This window comes from Streptomyces sp. NPDC029956 (genome assembly GCF_055574655.1).
Genome location: NZ_JBVHZJ010000013.1, coordinates 1 through 17611, shown reverse-complemented (window position 1 = coordinate 17611; position 17611 = coordinate 1). Strand labels below are relative to the sequence as shown.

The 17611-nt window shown below is 72.1% G+C and carries 15 protein-coding genes; 8 read left to right on the top strand and 7 right to left on the bottom strand.

Features of this window, described 5'->3' with window-relative positions:
• Positions 1-125: 125 nt before the first annotated feature.
• Entirely contained in the window at positions 126-1058 is a 933-nt protein-coding gene (locus tag ACZ4XX_RS12940; protein WP_468507976.1) for a TIGR03564 family F420-dependent LLM class oxidoreductase, read from the top strand.
• Here the strand turns inward: ACZ4XX_RS12940 and ACZ4XX_RS12935 are convergent.
• Together ACZ4XX_RS12935 and ACZ4XX_RS12930 are read right to left on the bottom strand one after the other, a co-directional pair.
• Positions 1047-3338, bottom strand: a complete 2292-nt coding sequence (locus ACZ4XX_RS12935) for an MMPL family transporter (protein WP_468507975.1) — start codon at positions 3336-3338, stop codon at positions 1047-1049. The two genes, ACZ4XX_RS12940 and ACZ4XX_RS12935, sit on opposite strands and share 12 nt — an antisense overlap.
• Before the next feature lie 189 nt (positions 3339-3527).
• Complete coding sequence (locus ACZ4XX_RS12930) at positions 3528-4232, bottom strand: DUF2470 domain-containing protein (protein WP_468507974.1); 705 nt, start codon at positions 4230-4232, stop codon at positions 3528-3530.
• A gap of 197 nt (positions 4233-4429) precedes the next feature.
• Here ACZ4XX_RS12930 and ACZ4XX_RS12925 point away from each other — a divergent pair, with 197 nt between their 5' ends.
• A complete protein-coding gene (locus ACZ4XX_RS12925; RefSeq protein ID WP_468507973.1) occupies positions 4430-5749 on the top strand; it encodes a phage baseplate protein in 1320 nt (439 codons plus the stop codon).
• A gap of 85 nt (positions 5750-5834) precedes the next feature.
• Positions 5835-6302, top strand: coding sequence for a hypothetical protein (locus ACZ4XX_RS12920; protein WP_468507972.1), 468 nt, complete (start codon positions 5835-5837; stop codon positions 6300-6302).
• 61 nt (positions 6303-6363) lie between these two features.
• On the opposite strand, the gene ACZ4XX_RS12915 is transcribed toward ACZ4XX_RS12920, so the two are convergent.
• Entirely contained in the window at positions 6364-6639 is a 276-nt protein-coding gene (locus ACZ4XX_RS12915) for a hypothetical protein (RefSeq protein WP_468507971.1), read from the bottom strand.
• A gap of 93 nt (positions 6640-6732) precedes the next feature.
• Here ACZ4XX_RS12915 and ACZ4XX_RS12910 point away from each other — a divergent pair, with 93 nt between their 5' ends.
• Genes ACZ4XX_RS12910 through meaB form a run of 3 tightly spaced genes read left to right on the top strand, consistent with a single transcriptional unit; the run spans position 6733 to position 11698 of the window.
• The gene (locus ACZ4XX_RS12910) at positions 6733-8544 is read left to right on the top strand and encodes a methylmalonyl-CoA mutase family protein (protein WP_468507970.1); all 1812 of its coding nucleotides are present in this window, start codon (positions 6733-6735) and stop codon (positions 8542-8544) included.
• Complete coding sequence (gene scpA / locus ACZ4XX_RS12905; protein WP_468507969.1) at positions 8544-10718, top strand: methylmalonyl-CoA mutase; 2175 nt, start codon at positions 8544-8546, stop codon at positions 10716-10718. The genes ACZ4XX_RS12910 and scpA overlap by 1 nt, the downstream gene beginning before the upstream one ends.
• Complete coding sequence (meaB, locus tag ACZ4XX_RS12900) at positions 10715-11698, top strand: methylmalonyl Co-A mutase-associated GTPase MeaB (protein WP_468507968.1); 984 nt, start codon at positions 10715-10717, stop codon at positions 11696-11698. The genes scpA and meaB overlap by 4 nt, the downstream gene beginning before the upstream one ends.
• A 143-nt stretch (positions 11699-11841) precedes the next feature.
• On the opposite strand, the gene ACZ4XX_RS12895 is transcribed toward meaB, so the two are convergent.
• Positions 11842-12192 carry a winged helix-turn-helix transcriptional regulator gene (locus tag ACZ4XX_RS12895; RefSeq protein WP_468507967.1) on the bottom strand — a complete coding sequence of 117 codons (351 nt, stop codon included), beginning with the start codon at positions 12190-12192 and terminating at the stop codon, positions 11842-11844.
• Between the two features lie 71 nt (positions 12193-12263).
• Between ACZ4XX_RS12895 and ACZ4XX_RS12890 the strand changes: the two genes are divergently transcribed.
• Positions 12264-13148 (top strand): NAD(P)-dependent oxidoreductase, encoded by an 885-nt coding sequence (locus ACZ4XX_RS12890; RefSeq protein ID WP_468507966.1) that lies wholly within the window; start codon positions 12264-12266, stop codon positions 13146-13148.
• 9 nt (positions 13149-13157) lie between these two features.
• Here ACZ4XX_RS12890 and ACZ4XX_RS12885 read toward each other — a convergent pair whose 3' ends face one another.
• Positions 13158-14003, bottom strand: a complete 846-nt coding sequence (locus ACZ4XX_RS12885; protein ID WP_468507965.1) for a zinc-binding dehydrogenase — start codon at positions 14001-14003, stop codon at positions 13158-13160.
• 15 nt (positions 14004-14018) lie between these two features.
• Here ACZ4XX_RS12885 and ACZ4XX_RS12880 point away from each other — a divergent pair, with 15 nt between their 5' ends.
• A complete protein-coding gene (locus ACZ4XX_RS12880; RefSeq protein WP_468507964.1) occupies positions 14019-14309 on the top strand; it encodes a hypothetical protein in 291 nt (96 codons plus the stop codon).
• A gap of 24 nt (positions 14310-14333) precedes the next feature.
• Here ACZ4XX_RS12880 and ACZ4XX_RS12875 read toward each other — a convergent pair whose 3' ends face one another.
• Positions 14334-15422 carry a nitric oxide synthase oxygenase gene (locus ACZ4XX_RS12875; RefSeq protein WP_468507963.1) on the bottom strand — a complete coding sequence of 363 codons (1089 nt, stop codon included), beginning with the start codon at positions 15420-15422 and terminating at the stop codon, positions 14334-14336.
• 396 nt (positions 15423-15818) lie between these two features.
• Positions 15819-17165, bottom strand: coding sequence for an NADP-specific glutamate dehydrogenase (gdhA, locus tag ACZ4XX_RS12870; protein ID WP_468507962.1), 1347 nt, complete (start codon positions 17163-17165; stop codon positions 15819-15821).
• Positions 17166-17611: the final 446 nt, after the last annotated feature.

The window sequence follows — 17611 nt, the reverse complement described above, 5'->3', positions numbered from 1 at the left end:
CGGGGTGTCCCGGGCCGTCCTTCGCCTCCCCCGGCCCGGCTCCCCGCCGGCCGCTCCGCGCCGTGCAACACACTCTTCACACAAGGGCGGGAATCCCGTCGGCGGACGGGCCGGTTGGCGGTGACATGACTCTCGGAGTAACGCTCGGTTCGACCTCCGTCCAGCGCACGATCGACAGCACGGTGCGGCTCGCGCGGGAGGCGCGCGACGCGGGCCTGCACTCGGCGTGGTTCGGCCAGACCTTCGCGTACGACTCTCCCTCCCTGGCCGCGATCGTGGGGCGCGAGGTGCCCGGTCTCCAGGTCGGGACCTCCGCCGTCCCCGTCTTCGGCCGCCATCCGCTGCTCGTCTCCAGCCAGGCGCAGACCGCGCAGGCGGCCACCGGCGGCCGCTATCACCTCGGGCTCGCCCTCGGCACCCCGCACCTGACCGAGACCGCTTTCGGCATCCCGTACCAGCGGCCCATCGGTCTGCTCAGGGAGTTCCTGACGGCGCTCCGTCCGCTGCTCGAGACGGGCGGCGCCGACTTCCACGGCGAGCTGCTCACCGCGACGACGCCGTACTCGGCGGCGGTGCCGGGCGCCCGGCCGACCGTGCCGGTCCTCGTCGCCGCGATGGGTCCGCAGGCCCTGCGTGTCAGCGGTGAACTGGCCGACGGGATCCTGCCGTTCCTGGCGGGGCCGCGCGCGCTCGCCGAGCACATCGTCCCCGCCGTGACCGCCGCCGCCGCGGCGGCCGGCCGGCCCGCTCCCCGGATCGTGGCCCTCGTCCCGGGCGTGGTCACCGCACGGGGCGAGGTGGACGCCGTTCGGGAGAAGGCGGCCGAGGCGCTCGCGCTGTACGAGCGGATTCCGTCCTACCGGCGCGCGATCGAGGCGTCCGGTGCCGCCCGGGCGGCCGAGGTCGCCGTGATCGGCGACGAGGAGACGGTCGCCGCCGAGGTACGGCGCTACCGCGAGGCGGGGGCGACCGAAGTGGTGTTCACGGCCACCGAGCTGGACGGCGAGGACGGCAGGGTGCGCACCTGGAAGCTGCTCGGCGAACTCTCACGCGGCTGAGCCCCGGCCGCCCTTCGCCGCGCCCACGGCCGGTTCCGGCTCGCCCTCGCCCTCGGTGTCCAGGTGGGGGAGGATCCGGTCCAGCCAGCGCGGGGTCCACCAGGCGTGCTCGCCGAGGAGGGTCATCACCGCGGGCACGAGCAGCAGGCGCACCACGGTGGCGTCGATGAGGACGCTGGCCGCGAGGCCGAGGCCGAGCATCTTGACCACGATGTTGTCCGAGACGATGAAGGCCGCGAAGACACTCACCATGATCAGCGCGGCACAGGTGATCACCCTGGCGGTGATCTCAAGGGCGTGGGCCACGCTGGCCTTCGAGTCGCCGGTGCGCAGCCATGCCTCGCGGACCCGGGACAGCAGGAAGATCTCGTAGTCCATGCTCAGGCCGAAGACGATGGCGAACATCATCATCGGCACATAGCTCTCGATGGGCACCTTGCCGGAGACGCCGAGGGCGGGCCCTCCCCAGCCCCACTGGAAGACCGCCACGACCACGCCGTAGGAGGCCGCGATGGAGAGCACGTTGAGGACGGCGGCCTTCACCGCGACGAGGAGTCCGCGGAAGACGATGAGGATGACGAGGAAGGCGAGCCCCACCACCACGGCGATGATCAGCGGGAGCCGGCTGGACACGAGGTCGAGGAAGTCCACCTGGGAGGCCGTGGTGCCGGTGACGTACGTCTGGGCGTCGGTGCCGGCCGCCGCCTGCGGCAGTACGTCGTCGACGAGGTGGTTGGTCAGCTGGGTGGTCTTCTCGTCCTGCGGGGAGGCCACCGAGTAGGCGGTGCCGACCAGTACGTCCCCGTCGGGGGTGGCCTGGAGCGGGGTGATGTAGGCCGCGTCGGGGACTCCGGTCAGTGCCTGCTTGAGCTTGTCCGCGAGGTCCGCGCGGTCCGCGGAGGGTACGGCGGACTGGTCGACGACCACGGTCAGCGGGCCGTTCGCGCCGGGCCCGAAGGCGGTGGAGATGAGGTCGTAGGCGCGCCGGTCCGTGAAGGACTCGGGGTCGGCGCCGTCGCCGATGTGGCCGAGCTGGATGAAGAGCAGCGGGAAGGCGAGGACGAGCAGCACCAGGACGCCGCCGGTCAGGAACCACCAGGGGCGCTTCTCCACGCGCTGCGCGTACCGGTGCCAGGTGCCGTGCGCGGGCGCGCCGGGCTCGGCGTCGCTCTCCGCCACGGGCTTGCGGACGTGGTAGCGGTCGATGCGCTTGCCGACGAGTCCGAGCATGGCCGGGACCAGGGTGAGCGCGGCCAGGACCGCGGTGACGACCGTGAAGGCGGCCGCCAGTCCGAGTTTGCCGATGAAGCTGACGCCGGAGACCCACAGGCCCGAGAGGGCGATGATGACCGTGCAGCCGGAGACCAGGACGGCGCGGCCGCTGGTGGTGGTGGCGAGGGCCGCCGACTCGGCGGGATCGTGCCCGTTCATCAGGTTCTGGCGGTGGCGGGTGATGAGGAAGAGCGCGTAGTCGATGCCGACACCGAGGCCGATCATGGTGGCGAGCGTGGGCGAGACGGTGCCGAAGGTGAAGGCCGCCGCCATCAGGCCGAGGAGCGCGAGGCCGCAGATCGCCCCGAGGAGCGCCGTGATCAGCGGGAGCACGGCCCCGATGACGCTGCCGAAGCCGATGAGGAGGACGACGATCGCGACGGCGAAGCCGATCGCCTCGCTGGTGCGGTCGTCGGCCGCCGGCCGGGCGAGTTCGCCGAGGGGGCCGCCGTACTCGACGTCCACGCCCGCGTCGCGGAGCGGCTGGACGGCGGCGTCGACCCCGGGCAGGTAGTCGGTGCCGAGGGTGGAGGGCGGCACGCTGAACCGCACGGTGATGTAGGCGGTCTTGCCGTCGGTGGACAGCGGGCCGGTGTTGGGGACCCCGGCGGGGAGGGCGGGCGGGGTGGTGCCCGGGGGCGGCAGGGGGTTCTGGGCGCCGATGACGTCGGGCAGTTTCTCCAGTGCGGTGACGGTCGAGTTGATGACGGACGCCTCGTCCGCGAGCGGCCCGGAGGACCTGTTCAGGACGATCTGCGCCGCGTAGCCGGCGGCCGCGGGGTCGTGTGCCTGGAGGGCGTCGAGCCCTTCCGTCGACTGCACCCCGGGGAGGTCGAAGTCGTCGGAGTACTGTCCCCCGACCGCCCTGTCGGTGATCTGGAGTCCCACCATCGCCGCCAGCCACAGCGCGATGACGACGATGAAGTGACGGGCGCACCAGTGCCCCAGTCGGTACAGCGCACCCTTGGGAGGTGTCGGCCGGGTGGCGGCCGGGCTTCCTTCGTTCATGGCAAGGCCGTGTCCGGTTGGGAAGTCCCCGAGCGGTCCCCCGCACCGACCGTGCGCGGGTTTACCCGTCCATTGTTCGCCTGCCTCGCCCCTCCGGCATCTCGACCGACGCGGGCGGGCGTTCGGGCAGGCCAGGCGGGGTGTGGGGGTTTTGGAATCGGGCCTGCCGGACCTGCCGGGCCGAGCCTGTCAGGTCAGGAGGCTGTTCGGGTGGGAGGAGCGGCGGGCCGCGGCGAGCAGGGCGTGCATCCGGGGGGCCGCCTGGTCGATGTCGGTGACGGGGGTGGGGAACGGCAGCCGGACGTCCTGGTGGCCCGTGGGGTGTTCGAGGCGCAGGGTGATGCCGTACCGGTCGAGCGCGACGGGGAGGGCACGGACCATGTCGCGTGCGGGGCGCGGCCGGACGAGGCGCAGCAGCAGGGGGACGAGTTCGCTGTGGCCGTCGACGAGATGGGTCAGCATGGACGCCTCGCAGGAGGCCATCGGGTCGACGTCCGTCGCGTGGAGCTCCTCCAGGGTGATGTAGCTCCGGCCGTCGGCGTCCTCCAGGAGCGCCTGGCCGAACTCCATGCAGACGCTCGCGGTCGCCTCCGGCTCGTACGGGGCGGCGAGGAGCCCGGTCAGGGTGACGCGCGCCCGGAGGCGTTCCCGTACGGAGGTGGGGGCGATGTCGGTGAACTCCAGGCGCACGGGGATCCGTGCGGTCTGCCCGGCGTGGCTCTCCTCGGACGGGTCGTGGAGGTGGATGTGGCCCATGGGCCCGGTCCCGTCCAGGAGGTGCACCTCCTGGTGGAGTCCGTCGGACACGACCGTCATCGAGTGCGCGGCGGCCAGGATCGATCGCACGCGCTCGGCGGGGGTGGGCCGCGTGACGCGGGTGGTGAAGGGACGCATCCGAGTTCTCCCGGGACAGGTGACGGAGACAGACCAGAGACTGCCGCTCAGGACCGTTACTTAGGTAAGCCTAAGCTAACCCATCATGGATGCGCTACGGAACGGCGAAATCCGGCACCGCCAGGGACGGCTGACACCTCATGTGATGATCTCCCTTTCACATTCCGGATCCACCGCATGCCCCAGGGGGAGAGACCATGGGAACAACGGACGCCAACGGCGTCGATCTGTCCGGCGTCACCGGCAGGCTCATTCAGACGGTCGACCTGGTGAAGGGCCCCGCGCCGCAGGCGATCGCCACCGACACCGTCAACGGGCACGTCTTCGTCCTCCAGGTGGAGAGCTCGGCCACGGCCCCGCAGGGCAACCTGTACCTCAACCGCATCAACCGCAGGACCGGCGCGGTCACCGGCTCCATGCAGCTGAAGGGCTTCGGCCACGGGCTCTCCGTGGGCGCCGAGCCGGTGGGCGCCGACACCTACCTCTGGACCGAGGTCGGGCCGTTGCAGCTCTCCGCGGACGACGCCGCCTTCGGCAAGGCCGTCACCCGGTTCCGCTTCGTCGACGGCGGAGTCCTCGACGGGGCCCTGATACCCCAGGCCCAGAAGTTCACCCCGCCCGGCAGCACGTCGAGCACCGGCCCGTCGCTGGACCCGGTGAACAACCAGCTGTGCGTCATGTACCACAAGGACGGAAAGCGGCACTTCACCCGTTACGACGCCGCCGCGGCGGCCACCGGCTCATGGGTCCCGGTGGGCACCACCTTCGTCATGCCGGCCGGCGAGGACGTCACTCCCGACGTGCCGACCCCCTACCCGCTCCAGAAGACCCTCGTCTCCCAGGGGTACACGGCACTGGGCGACGTCCTCTACGCGTACCAGTGGGCGCCGTACGACAAGAAGAACTTCCCCGAGATACCCGACTCCTTCCCCGGCATCGCCTTCCTCACCTCGTACGCGTGGACGACCGGTGAGCGCATCGACCGGCAGGTGGTCACCAACGCCGACGGGCTCACCCGGCGCGAGCCCGAGGGCGTCGCCACCGAGGTCGACCCCGCGACCGGCGAGACCCGGCTGCTCTTCGGCTTCAGCAACACCGTCCCCGGCACCACCGGCTCCCGCGACGTCACGATCGGCTGGTACCCCACCCTGCCCGCGGTGGACGGGATCAAGGTGCTCGCCGACTGGGAGGACCTCGCACTCGAGGCCGGCGTCTCCCCGGGCGCCGACCGCCCGCGCGGACGGCTGATCGCCCTCGCCGGCACCACCTACCTCCAGCTGCGCGGCACCGTCACCTGCTCCCCCGGCCTGACCGAGGACAGCAGGATCGGAACCCTGCCGCACCGGCTGCGCGCGACCCGCCCGACGCGCCAGAACGTGCCCCGCAACAACAACACCGGCCGCTGCGTGTGCCGGATCGAGACGGACGTCACCGGAGCCCTCCGCGTCTACGGCCCCACCAGCGACAACGCCATCACCTGGATCGACTTCGACGGCGTCTCCGTCGCCTGGCGATGAGCAGCCCGCGGCCGGCCCCGCGCCAAGCCCCGTGAACAGCCCCGTCACCCCGCCCGCACACCCCACCCGATCCGGAGGATCGAGCATGACCCAGCCCACCACCAGCCGCCGCTCCCTGCTCACCGCGGCACTCGCCGCCCCCGCCGTCGCCGTCGCCGGACCGCTGCTCTCGGCCACGCCGGCCGCCGCGGACCCCGTGGACGGCTGCCAGATCGTCGTCGACTGGACGGCGATCACCGTGGACCCCGCGGTCGTCAACGAACCCGGCGCACCCGCCGAGGCTCGCGTGATCCGGCTCGCGGGCACCGAGTTCCTCCAGCTGCGCGGCACGGTCACCTGCGCGTTCACCGCCGACGGCCGTCTCGGCACGCTGCCCGCCACCATCCGCCCGCCGAAGCTGACCCGCGGCGTCTGCCCCCGCAACAACAGCCAGGGCATCAACGCGATCCGCATCGAGGCCAACACGGCCGGCGCAGTCAACGTCTACGGCCCCCAGGCGACCAACAAGGTGACCTGGATCCAGCTGGACAACTTCTCCTCCGTCATGCGCTGAGGCCGACGGCAGGCCGGTCACGGCCCCGCGAAGCCCGTCGAAGGTTCCGGCGGCACGCCCGTCACGGCGTGTCGCCCGACCAGTCGAGACGGCCCGGGTCACCGGGGCGCGGGTCGTACAGCGACCGGCCCCCGGCCCCGTACCGCCCCAGCTCCGTCTCCAGGGCCACGCCGGCCGCCCGCTGCTCCGGCGTCCGGTCGGTGACGTCGAGCAGCAGCCCGTCGAGCGGGCCGCCGACCAGTTCGGCGTAGACACGGTCGGCCCTCGGGCCCGGTCTGGGGTCGTCGTGGTCCTGGCCGTAGACCCGGCCTCTCAGCAGCTCCTCGTCCCTGTCCATACGACACAGCGTCGCAGCCGCCACTGACAACGAGAAGAAGGTCACAGTGGAACGCACTCCTGCTGCCTTGTGGATCTCCCCTAGCATCCCAGCATGACGGTCCTGCCTGACGACGGGCTCACCCTGGCGTCCGAATTCCCCGACGCGCCACACGAACAGTGGCAACACCTCGTCGCAGGTGTCCTGCGCAAGTCCGGCAAAGAGGTGTCCGGCGACGCCGCCGAGGACGCCCTTTCCACACTCCTGGAGGACGGCCTCGACATCCGTCCGCTGTACACGGCGGGCGGGACCGCACCCGACGCCGGACTCCCCGGCTTCGCGCCCTTCGTGCGCGGCGGCCGTCCCGAGGGCAACACCCTGGGCGGCTGGGACGTGCGCCAGCGGCACCTCACCGCCGACAACGACGCGGTCCTCGCCGACCTGGAGAACGGCGTCACCTCCCTCTGGCTGGGCACCGGCGGCACCGGTATCCCGGTCGCCTCGCTTCCCACGGTCCTCGACGGCGTCTACCTCGACCTGGCACCGGTCGTCCTCGACGCGGGCGACGAGACCGCGGCAGCCGCCGAGTGCCTGCTCGGGCTGTACGAGGAGCGGGGTGTCGCCGCCGACGCGGCCCGCGGCAACCTCGGCGCGGACCCGCTCGGCCACGAGGCACGCACCGGCCGCCCGGCGTACGACCTCGCGTCCGTGGCCGGACTCGCCCGCCGCTGCACCGACCGGTACCCGGGGCTGCGGGCCCTGACCGTGGACGCCCTGCCGTACCACGAGGCCGGCGGCTCGGCCGCGCAGGAGCTCGGCTGCTCCCTCTCGACCGGCGTGGCCTATCTGCGGGGTCTGACCGGAGCCGGACTGAGCGTCGCCGAGGCGTGCGCGCAGCTGGAGTTCCGGTACGCGGCGACCGCCGACCAGTTCCTGACCATCGCCAAGCTCCGTGCGGCGCGCCGGCTCTGGGCCCGGGTGGCCGAGGTCTGCGGCGCCCCGGACGCGGGCGCGCAGCGCCAGCACGCGGTGACCTCGACGGTGATGATGACGCGCCGCGACCCGTGGGTGAACATGCTGCGCACCACGGTGGCCACGCTCGCCGCCGGAGTGGGCGGCGCCGACAGCGTCACCGTGCTCCCCTTCGACGACGCCCTCGGCCTGCCGGACGCGTTCGCGCGCCGGATCGCCCGCAACACCTCCACCGTCCTCATCGAGGAGTCCCACCTGTCCCGGGTTGTCGACCCGGCGGGCGGCTCCTGGTACGTGGAGCGGCTCACCGACGAACTCGCCCACGCCGCCTGGGAGTTCTTCCAGGTCATCGAGCGGGCGGGCGGCCACGAGGCCGCCCTGCGGTCCGGGACGATCGGCGAGCGCCTCGCCGAGACCTGGTCCGCGCGCAGCAAGAAGCTCGCCACCCGCCGCGAACCCATCACGGGCGTCAGCGAGTTCCCCCACCTGACAGAGAAGCCCGTCGAGAGGGCGCCCGCGCCCGCACAGCCGACCGGCGGTCTTCCCCGGGTCCGCCGCGACGAGGCGTACGAGACGCTGCGCGCCCGATCCGACGCCCACCTGGCGGCGACCGGGGCCCGGCCCCGGGTCTATCTCGCCGCGCTCGGCCCCGCGGCCGCGCACTCGGCCCGCCTGTCCTTCGCCGCGAACCTCTTCCAGGCGGGCGGCATCGAGCCGGTCACCGAGGGCACGTTCGAGGAGAGCGGCGCCCGCGAGGCCTGTCTCTGCTCCAGCGACGCGCTGTACGCGGAACAGGCCGGGACCGTGGCGGCGGAACTGCGCGCGGCGGGCGCCGAGCACGTCCTCCTCGCCGGTCGCCCGGGGGACCACCCCGGTGTCGACTCGTACCTCTTCGCGGGCTGTGACGCCGTCGCCCTGCTCTCCACCGCCCTCGACCGCATGGGAGTGTCCTGATGTCCATCCCCGACTTCTCCGGGATCGAGCTCGGGGCGCCGACCGCCGACGGCGGCCCCGACGCGTGGCGAGCGGCCGTCAAGAAGGCCGCGGGCGGGGACGACCTGGTCTGGGAGACCCCGGAGGGCATCGGCGTCAAGCCGCTGTACACCGGGCAGGACCTGGAGGGCCTGGACTTCCTGGACACCCGGCCGGGCATGGCCCCGTACCTGCGCGGCCCGTACCCGACCATGTACGTCAACCAGCCCTGGACGATCCGTCAGTACGCGGGCTTCTCCACGGCCGAGGAGTCGAACGCCTTCTACCGGCGCAACCTCGCGGCCGGCCAGAAGGGCCTGTCGGTCGCCTTCGACCTGCCGACCCACCGCGGCTACGACAGCGACCACCCGCGGGTCACCGGTGACGTCGGCATGGCCGGCGTGGCCATCGACTCGATCTACGACATGCGCCAGCTGTTCGACGGCATCCCGCTGGACAGGATGACGGTGTCGATGACGATGAACGGCGCCGTGCTGCCGGTCCTCGCGCTGTACATCGTGGCCGCCGAGGAACAGGGCGTACCGCCCGAGAAGCTGGCCGGGACCATCCAGAACGACATCCTCAAGGAGTTCATGGTCCGCAACACCTACATCTATCCGCCCGGGCCGTCGATGCGGATCATCTCCGACATCTTCGCCTACACCTCGCAGCGGATGCCGCGCTACAACTCCATCTCCATCTCCGGCTACCACATCCAGGAGGCGGGTGCGACGGCCGACCTGGAGCTGGCGTACACGCTCGCCGACGGTGTGGAGTACATCCGCGCGGGCCGCGAGGCCGGGCTCGACGTGGACGCGTTCGCGCCGCGCCTGTCGTTCTTCTGGGCGATCGGCATGAACTTCTTCATGGAGATCGCGAAGCTGCGCGCGGCACGGCTCCTGTGGGCCAAGCTGGTCCAGCAGTTCGACCCGCAGAACGCCAAGTCCCTCTCCCTGCGGACCCATTCGCAGACCTCGGGCTGGTCGCTCACCGCGCAGGACGTGTTCAACAACGTCACGCGCACCTGCGTCGAGGCGATGGCGGCCACCCAGGGCCACACCCAGTCGCTGCACACCAACGCCCTCGACGAGGCACTCGCCCTGCCGACCGACTTCTCCGCCCGTATCGCCCGCAACACCCAGCTGCTCATCCAGCAGGAGTCGGGCACCTGCCGGACCATCGACCCGTGGGGCGGCAGCGCGTACGTCGAGAAGCTCACCTACGACCTCGCACGGCGCGCCTGGAAGCACATCCAGGAGGTCGAGCAGGCCGGCGGCATGGCCAAGGCCATCGACGCGGGCATCCCCAAGCTGCGCGTGGAGGAGGCCGCGGCCCGTACCCAGGCCCGGATCGACTCCGGACGGCAGCCGGTGATCGGCGTCAACAAGTACCGGGTCGCGACCGACGAGCAGATCGACGTCCTCAAGGTCGACAACTCCTCCGTGCGCGCCCAGCAGATCGCCAAGCTGAAGCGGCTGCGCGAGGAGCGCGACGAGCAGGCCTGCCAGGACGCGCTCGCCGCGCTCACCCGGGCCGCGGGCGGCGACGGCAACCTCCTCGAGCTCGCGGTGAACGCGGCCCGGGCGATGGCGACCGTCGGCGAGATCTCCGACGCCCTGGAGAAGGTCTACGGACGCCACGCCGGGCAGATCCGTACGATCTCCGGTGTGTACCGAAACGAAGCCGGCGCGTCCCCCTCCGTGGACCGCACCCGGGCCCTGGTGGACGCCTTCGGCGAGTCCGAGGGCCGTCGGCCGCGCATCCTGGTCGCCAAGATGGGCCAGGACGGCCACGACCGCGGCCAGAAGGTCATCGCCACCGCCTTCGCCGACCTGGGCTTCGACGTGGACGTCGGCCCGCTGTTCCAGACCCCGGCCGAGGTGGCCCGTCAGGCCGTCGAGGCGGACGTGCACATCGTCGGGGTCTCGTCGCTCGCCGCCGGACACCTCACGCTCGTACCGGCGCTGCGGGAGGAACTGGCGGCCGAGGGCCGCGAGGACATCATGATCGTGGTCGGCGGGGTGATTCCTCCGCAGGACGTGGCGACGCTCCTGGAGATGGGCGCGGCCGCCGTGTTCCCGCCGGGCACCGTGATCCCCGACGCGGCTCACGACCTGGTGACGCGTCTGTCGGCCGACCTCGGACACGAGCGGTGATCGATCTCGACACCTATGTCCGGGGCGTACGGGAGGGGAAGCGGGCGCTGGTCGCCCGCGCGATCACCCTCGTCGAGTCGACCCGTCCCCAGCACCGGGCACTCGCCCAGGAGCTCCTCACGGAACTCCTTCCGCACAGCGGGAACGCCGTGCGGATCGGGATCAGCGGAGTGCCCGGTGTCGGCAAGTCGACGTTCATCGACGCGTTCGGCACGATGCTGACCGGGCTCGGCCACCGGGTCGCGGTGCTCGCCGTCGACCCGTCGTCGACCCGCACCGGCGGCTCCATCCTCGGCGACAAGACACGGATGGAGCGGCTGGCCGTCGACCCGGCTGCCTTCGTACGGCCCTCCCCCAGCGCCGGCACCCTCGGCGGGGTCGCCAAGGCGACCCGGGAGTCGATGGTCGTGATGGAGGCCGCGGGATACGACGTGGTGCTCGTCGAGACCGTCGGCGTCGGACAGTCCGAGACCGCCGTCGCCAACATGGTCGACTCCTTCCTCCTCCTCACCCTGGCCCGCACGGGCGACCAGCTCCAGGGCATCAAGAAGGGCGTCCTGGAACTCGCCGACGTGGTCACCGTCAACAAGGCGGACGGGCCTCACGAACGGGACGCCCGCGCCGCGGCCCGTGAACTCGCGGGCGCACTGCGGCTGATGCACGGTGCGGACTCCTTCTGGACGCCGCCGGTGCTCAGTTGCAGCGCCCGGGAGTCGGCGGGCCTCGACGAGGTCTGGGGGCGTCTCGAACAGCACCGCGCCCTGCTGGACTCGACCGGCCGGCTCACGGCCAAGCGTCACGACCAGCAGGTCGACTGGACCTGGACCATGGTCCAGGACGAGCTGCTGCGCCGCCTCCACTCGGACCCGACGGTCCAGGACCTCGCGCCCGCCCTGGAACAGCGCGTGCGCGCGGGCGAGCTGACGGCGACGCTGGCCGCAGAGCGGATCCTGGACGCGTTCGGGGAGCGGAACGGCTGACGCGCCACCTTTCAGGGGGCCTTCCTTTCGGGGAGGCCCCTTTCCGCGTCCCCGCTCCCACCCACTTTTTTGTGCGTACTTGTCGGTGGTGCGGGCGCCGGGCGAAGCTGAGAGCGGCCCGGAGGAAGGAGAACGACAGGGCCTCAGGAAGCGGCGGGCGTCGTCGTGAGCCGCTCCAGGCGACGGTGGCCCCAGTCGGACAACGGGGCGAGCGCCTCGCAGAGTTCCTGTCCGAAGCCGGTCAGCGAGTAGACGGTCTTCGGCGGCAGGACGTCGTACACCTCACGGTGCACGAGTCCGTCCTCCTCCATCTCGCGCAGGGCCTGGGTCAGCACCTTCTCGCTGATCTCGGGGATCTTCCGGCGCAGTTCGCCGGGGCGGTGCGGGCCTGATTCGAGCAGCCACAGCAGGTACGTCTTCCACTTGCCCTCGATGACCACGATCGCGGCACTCACTCCGCATGTGTTCGCGTCCTGGACCCTGGCGCGCGCCATCCGCGTCCTTCTCCTTCTTCCGGGTTCTTCTTCTCTTCACTGTCTCCATCTGTCTACAAGGGAGTTCACCCATGCCTTCTTCCCGCGACACCGCCGTCACCGTCATCGGTCTCGGACCGATGGGCCGGGCGCTGGCCGCCGCGTTCCTGGCGGCCGGCGTACGGACGACCGTCTGGAACCGGACGCCGGGCAAGGACCGGGAGCTCGTGGCCACCGGTGCCGTCGCGGCCGCGACCGCCGAGGAGGCGGTCGCCGCGAGCCCGCTGACCGTGGTCTGTCTGGTCAACTACGACGCCACCGACTCCGTGCTGCGGCAGGCGGCCGTGACCGGTGCGCTCAAGGGTCGGACCGTCGTGAACCTCAGCGCCGACACCCCCGACCGGGCCCGGGACACCGGGCGCTGGGCCGACGGGCACGGCATCGACTACCTCGACGGCGCCATCATGACCCCGACCCCGTCCATCGGCACCCCGGCCGGGGTGTTCCTGTTCAGCGGCCCGAAGACGCTCTACGGCGAGCACCGTGCGGTGCTCGACTCCCTGGGCGGCACCCACACCCACCTCGGGGAGGAGATCGGCCGGGCGGCGGCGTACGACATCGCGCTGCTCGACATCTTCTGGACGTCGATGGCGGGGTACGTCCACGCCCTGGCGGTGGCGCGCGCCGAGGGGATCTCCCCGACCGAGCTGGCACCCTTCGCCCGGGGCATCGGCGCGATCCTGCCGCCGCTGTTCCAGGAGTGGGCCGAGGACGTGGAGAGCGGCAGCTTCTCCGGCGAGGGCAACCCGATCACCTCGGGGATCTCCACGATGACGCATGTCGTGCACGCCTCCGAGGCCCACGGCATCGAGGCGAACGTGATGCGCGCCATCGAGGGTCTGGCCCGCCGTACGGTGGCCCTCGGCCACGGCACGGACGGCTACAGCCGGGTCGCCGAGGTGCTGGGGCGCCGTTGAGGCACCGGTTCAGAGGCGCCCGGCGACGCGCACGACGCTCTTTCCGAGGGTGGTGCCGTCGCTCAGCCTCCGCACCGCGACGTCGAGTTCGGTCGGGTCGTACTCGGCGGTGATGTCGATCCGGATCCGCCCCCGGGCCAGCAGGTCGAGTGCCCGCCGGGCGGAGTCGGCGAGATGGTCGGGGTGGGTGCGGCTGAGGAGGTCGCTGTTGTACGTCACGAGTGGCCTCCCCGTCATGAGCAGGTCGCCTGCGTCGACGGGGACGGGTTCGCGGCCGTCGAGGGCGCCGTACGCCACCAGGCGGCCGTGCGGCGCGAGCAGCCGGAGCCCTTCCTGCCGGGTCCTGCCGCCGACGGGGTCGAGGACCACGTCGAACCGCTCGTCGTCGAGCCCGGCAGGGAACGCCTCGCGGTGCACGATCCGGTCGAAGGCGCCTCCGGCCGCGCACTCCGCCCTGCGGGCACCGCCCGCCACGCCGACGACACGTCCCGCTCCGGCGAGTCTCGCGAACTGGGCGGCGAGACCGCCGACTCCACCGGCGGCGTGGACGAGCACGCTGTCGCCCTGCCGCAGACGTGCGGCGGTGTGGACAAGGTCGTAGGCGGTCGGGGTGCCCCAGCCGAATCCGGCCGCCGTACGCGGGGGCAGGTCGCCGATCGGCAGGGCGAGAGCCGCGGGCACGACGGCCACCTCGGCCCAGGCGCCGCCCGTGGCGAGGGCGGCGACCACCCGCCGCCCGCGCCTCGGGGCCGGCGACGCTCTCCGGCGTGCCGTCGGCGGCGGGCCGTGCTGTGCTGGTGTGCGGAAGCGGACGGCGCCGGGGGCGGCGCGGGAGGTGCCGCCGCCCTCTCTCACGAGGAGTGATCCACCATGGCGATCTTCGTTCACGCCGTCCTTCCGGGTGTCACCACCGAGCAGTACGACCAGCTCAACGCCAGGCTCGGGGAGACGCCCGAGGTCTTCGACGGCTGCCTCTCCCACGCGTGCGTCCGCACGGACGACGGCCTGGAGGTCTTCGACCTCTGGGATTCCGAGGGGCACATGAACGCCTTCGTCGCGCGCATGATGCCACTCGCGGCCGACCTGGGCTGGCCGGCGTCGGACGAACCGCCCCGGATCATGGGGGTGCACAAGCACTGGGTCCCCGGGACGAACGACTGACGGCTCCCCGCCGTCGCCCGCCGGTCACGTACGGGCCAGGAACGCCGGCCGCAGGGAGGCGTCCACCGGGTCGTAGTACCGGTGGAAGACGGGGGTGGCGGAGCCGGAGACCGGGGGCACGATCCAGCTCCAGTCGGCGGGCGTCTCCCTGCCGTGGCGGCTCTCCTGGGCTATGTGCCGCAGGAACCGCTGGGACTCGGTGTGGTGGTCGGCCATGGTCACCCCTGCCTCCTGGAAGGAGTGCAGCACCGCCACGTTGAGCTCGACGAGCGCCCGGTCCCGCCACAGGGTGCGTTCACTCGACCGGTCGAACCCGAGCCGGTCCGCCACCACCGGCAGGAGGTCGTACCGTTCGGTGTCGGCGAGGTTCCGGGCGCCTATCTCGGTGCCCATGTACCAGCCGTTGAACGGCGCCGCCGGATACCGTACGCCGCCGATCTCCAGGGTCATGTCGCTGATGGCGGGCACGGCGTACCAGCGCAGGCCGAGGTCGGCGAACCAGGGGTGGTCGGGGTGGCTCAGCGGCACCTCGCGGACGGTGCCGTCCGGCAGCTCGTACCACTCGGGCCGGGCCGCGGGGTGCTCCCGGACCATCAACGGCAGTACCTGGAAGGGCTCTTCGTCGCGCTTCCAGCCCAGCTCACGGGCCTGGGCGGTCAGGGGAGCGCTGCGCGGGTCGCCGCGCCACGCCCCCTCCGGCGTGCGGTGTCCGGCGTAGCGCACCAGCTGGTCGTTGACGATCCGGGGGCCGGGGCGGCCGGGCCGGTCGGGGGCGAAGACGGTGATCACGGGCCGGATCCTGCCGCCGTTGCCGGCGAGCCTGAGGTGCTCGAAGGACGCGGCGGCGATGTCGTCGGCGGAGGTGAGGTGCCGCAGGTCGCGCACGACGAGGCTGCGCCAGTAGAGCCTGCCGATGCAGCGGGCCGCGTTGCGCCATGCGACGCGTGCGCCGAAGGCGAGTTCGGCCGGGGAGTGGGTGTAGGTGCCGGTGCGATCGAGCTCGGCCAGCACGTCACGTGTCCGGCTCCGCACGTCGTCCCCGGCACCCGGCTGCTCGGCGTGGAACTGACGGATGAACCGCTCCGCCTCGCGCCGGTCCACGGGAGGCGGCATCGGGCCGCGGGCCTCGTGGGCGGGGGCTGCGGGCGCGGGGTCCCCGGGCGCGTAGGGGCAGGTGCCGGTGCTGGGGACAGACTTCCGGCGACGGCTGCGACTGAAGATCAATGTGTTCCTCCCGGCCCCATGACTACCGTATGAACACATTCGGGCGCGGAGAGTGCGTGAATATCCGGTCCAGGAAGGGTCACGCTGGTATGCTTTTGCCGATCATGCCCTTTTGCCCGGCATGCCCGGGCGCCCGGCCGAGGACCGGACCCTGTCCGCCGAGGCGGCCCGCCGGCCGGCCCCGCCCCGGGTGGCGCGCGGCACCCAGCGGGACGGTTCCGCCCCCGCGGGAGCCCCGCGTGCCCGGTGGCACGCGGGGCGGAACCGTTCGCGCGGGCAGGGTCCTCAGATCACGCCCTGGGCGGTCATCGCCCGCGCCACCCGCAGGAACCCGGCCACGTTCGCGCCGAGGACGTAGTCCTCGGCGCTGCCGCCGTACGCCTCCGCCGTGGCACGGCACTCGGCGTGGACACCGCGCATGACCGCGGCGAGCCGGGTCTCGGTCTGCTCGAAGGTCCAGCTGTCACGGGCCGCGTTCTGCTGCATCTCGAGGGCCGAGGTCGCCACGCCGCCGGCGTTGGCCGCCTTTCCGGGGCCGAAGAGGACACCGGCCTCCCGGAACACCTTCACCGCCTCGGGCGTGCAGGGCATGTTCGCGCCCTCGGCGACCGCGAGGACCCCGTGCTTGACCAGGGCCACGGCGTCGTCGAGGCCCAGCTCGTTCTGGGTCGCGCAGGGCAGGGCGATGTCGCACGGCACGTCGTACACCGTGCCCCGGGCGGAGAAGCGCGCGGTCGGCTTCGCCTCCGCGTAGGCGGAGATCCGGGCCCGCCGCACCTCCTTGACGTCCTTGAGCAGGTCGAGGTCGATGCCGTCCTCGTCGACGAGGTACCCGGAGGAGTCGCTGCAGGCCACGACGCGGCCGCCCAGGGCGTGCACCTTCTCCGCGGCGTACACGGCGACGTTGCCGGAGCCGGAGACCACGACCCGCCGTCCGTCGAAGCCCTTGCCGCGGGTGGCCAGCATCTCCTCCGCGAAGTAGACCGCGCCGTAGCCCGTGGCCTCGGTGCGGACATGGGAGCCGCCCCAGCCCACCGGCTTGCCGGTGAGGACGCCGGACTCGTAACGGTTGGTGATCCGCTTGTACTGGCCGAAGAGGAAGCCGATCTCGCGCGCCCCGACACCGATGTCCCCGGCCGGCACGTCGGTGTGCTCGCCGAGGTGACGGTAGAGCTCGGTCATGAACGACTGGCAGAAGCGCATGATCTCGGCGTCCGAGCGGCCCTTGGGGTCGAAGTCGGCGCCGCCCTTGCCGCCGCCGATCGCCATGCCCGTCAGCGCGTTCTTGAAGATCTGCTCGAAACCGAGGAACTTCACGATGCCGAGATTGACGCTCGGATGGAAGCGCAGGCCTCCCTTGTACGGGCCGAGGGCGCTGTTGAACTCCACCCGGAATCCCCGGTTCACCCGCACGGTGCCACGGTCGTCGACCCACGGAACCCGGAAGAGCAACTGCCGCTCGGGCTCGCACAGCCGCTCCAGGATCCCGGTCTCGACGTACTCGGGATGCCTCTCGAGGGCGGGAGCGAGGGAGTCGAGGACCTCGACGGCCGCCTGGTGGAACTCCGCCTCCCCGGGGTTGCGTCGGCGGACCTCCGCGTAGACGGCTTCCATGTGTGCGCTGACGTTCATGGGTGTCTCTCGCCTTCTTCTTCTTCGAAAGTGCCGTTGCGTGCGGGCGACGTCACGCCATTGTTGCCCGGCGCTCACACCGCACCGCCACCGAGGCGGTCCCCGAGCCGGCCGACCGCCCACCCCGGGCGCAGCACCGGCGCCTTGAGGGGCGAGGGAGCGAACGGCGGCCGGCGACAGGGCGACAGGGCGACAGGGCGACAGGGCGACAGCCGAAGCGTCGGTGTCACGCACAACGCACCGCATCCGTACGGGCCTCACCGATTCCCGTCGTCGCCCGAAGGGCGGCCCCGGCGTCGGGCGTGTGCGCGGCGGCGCGGGGCAGAAAGGAGTCGGAGTTCGAGGACCGTTCCTAGTCTTCTGAGTCAGGAATTCTGTTCAGATAAGAGGCGAGGCGTTCCAGGATCTCGTCTGCGGTCTTGGTCCAGACGTAGGGCTTTGGATCG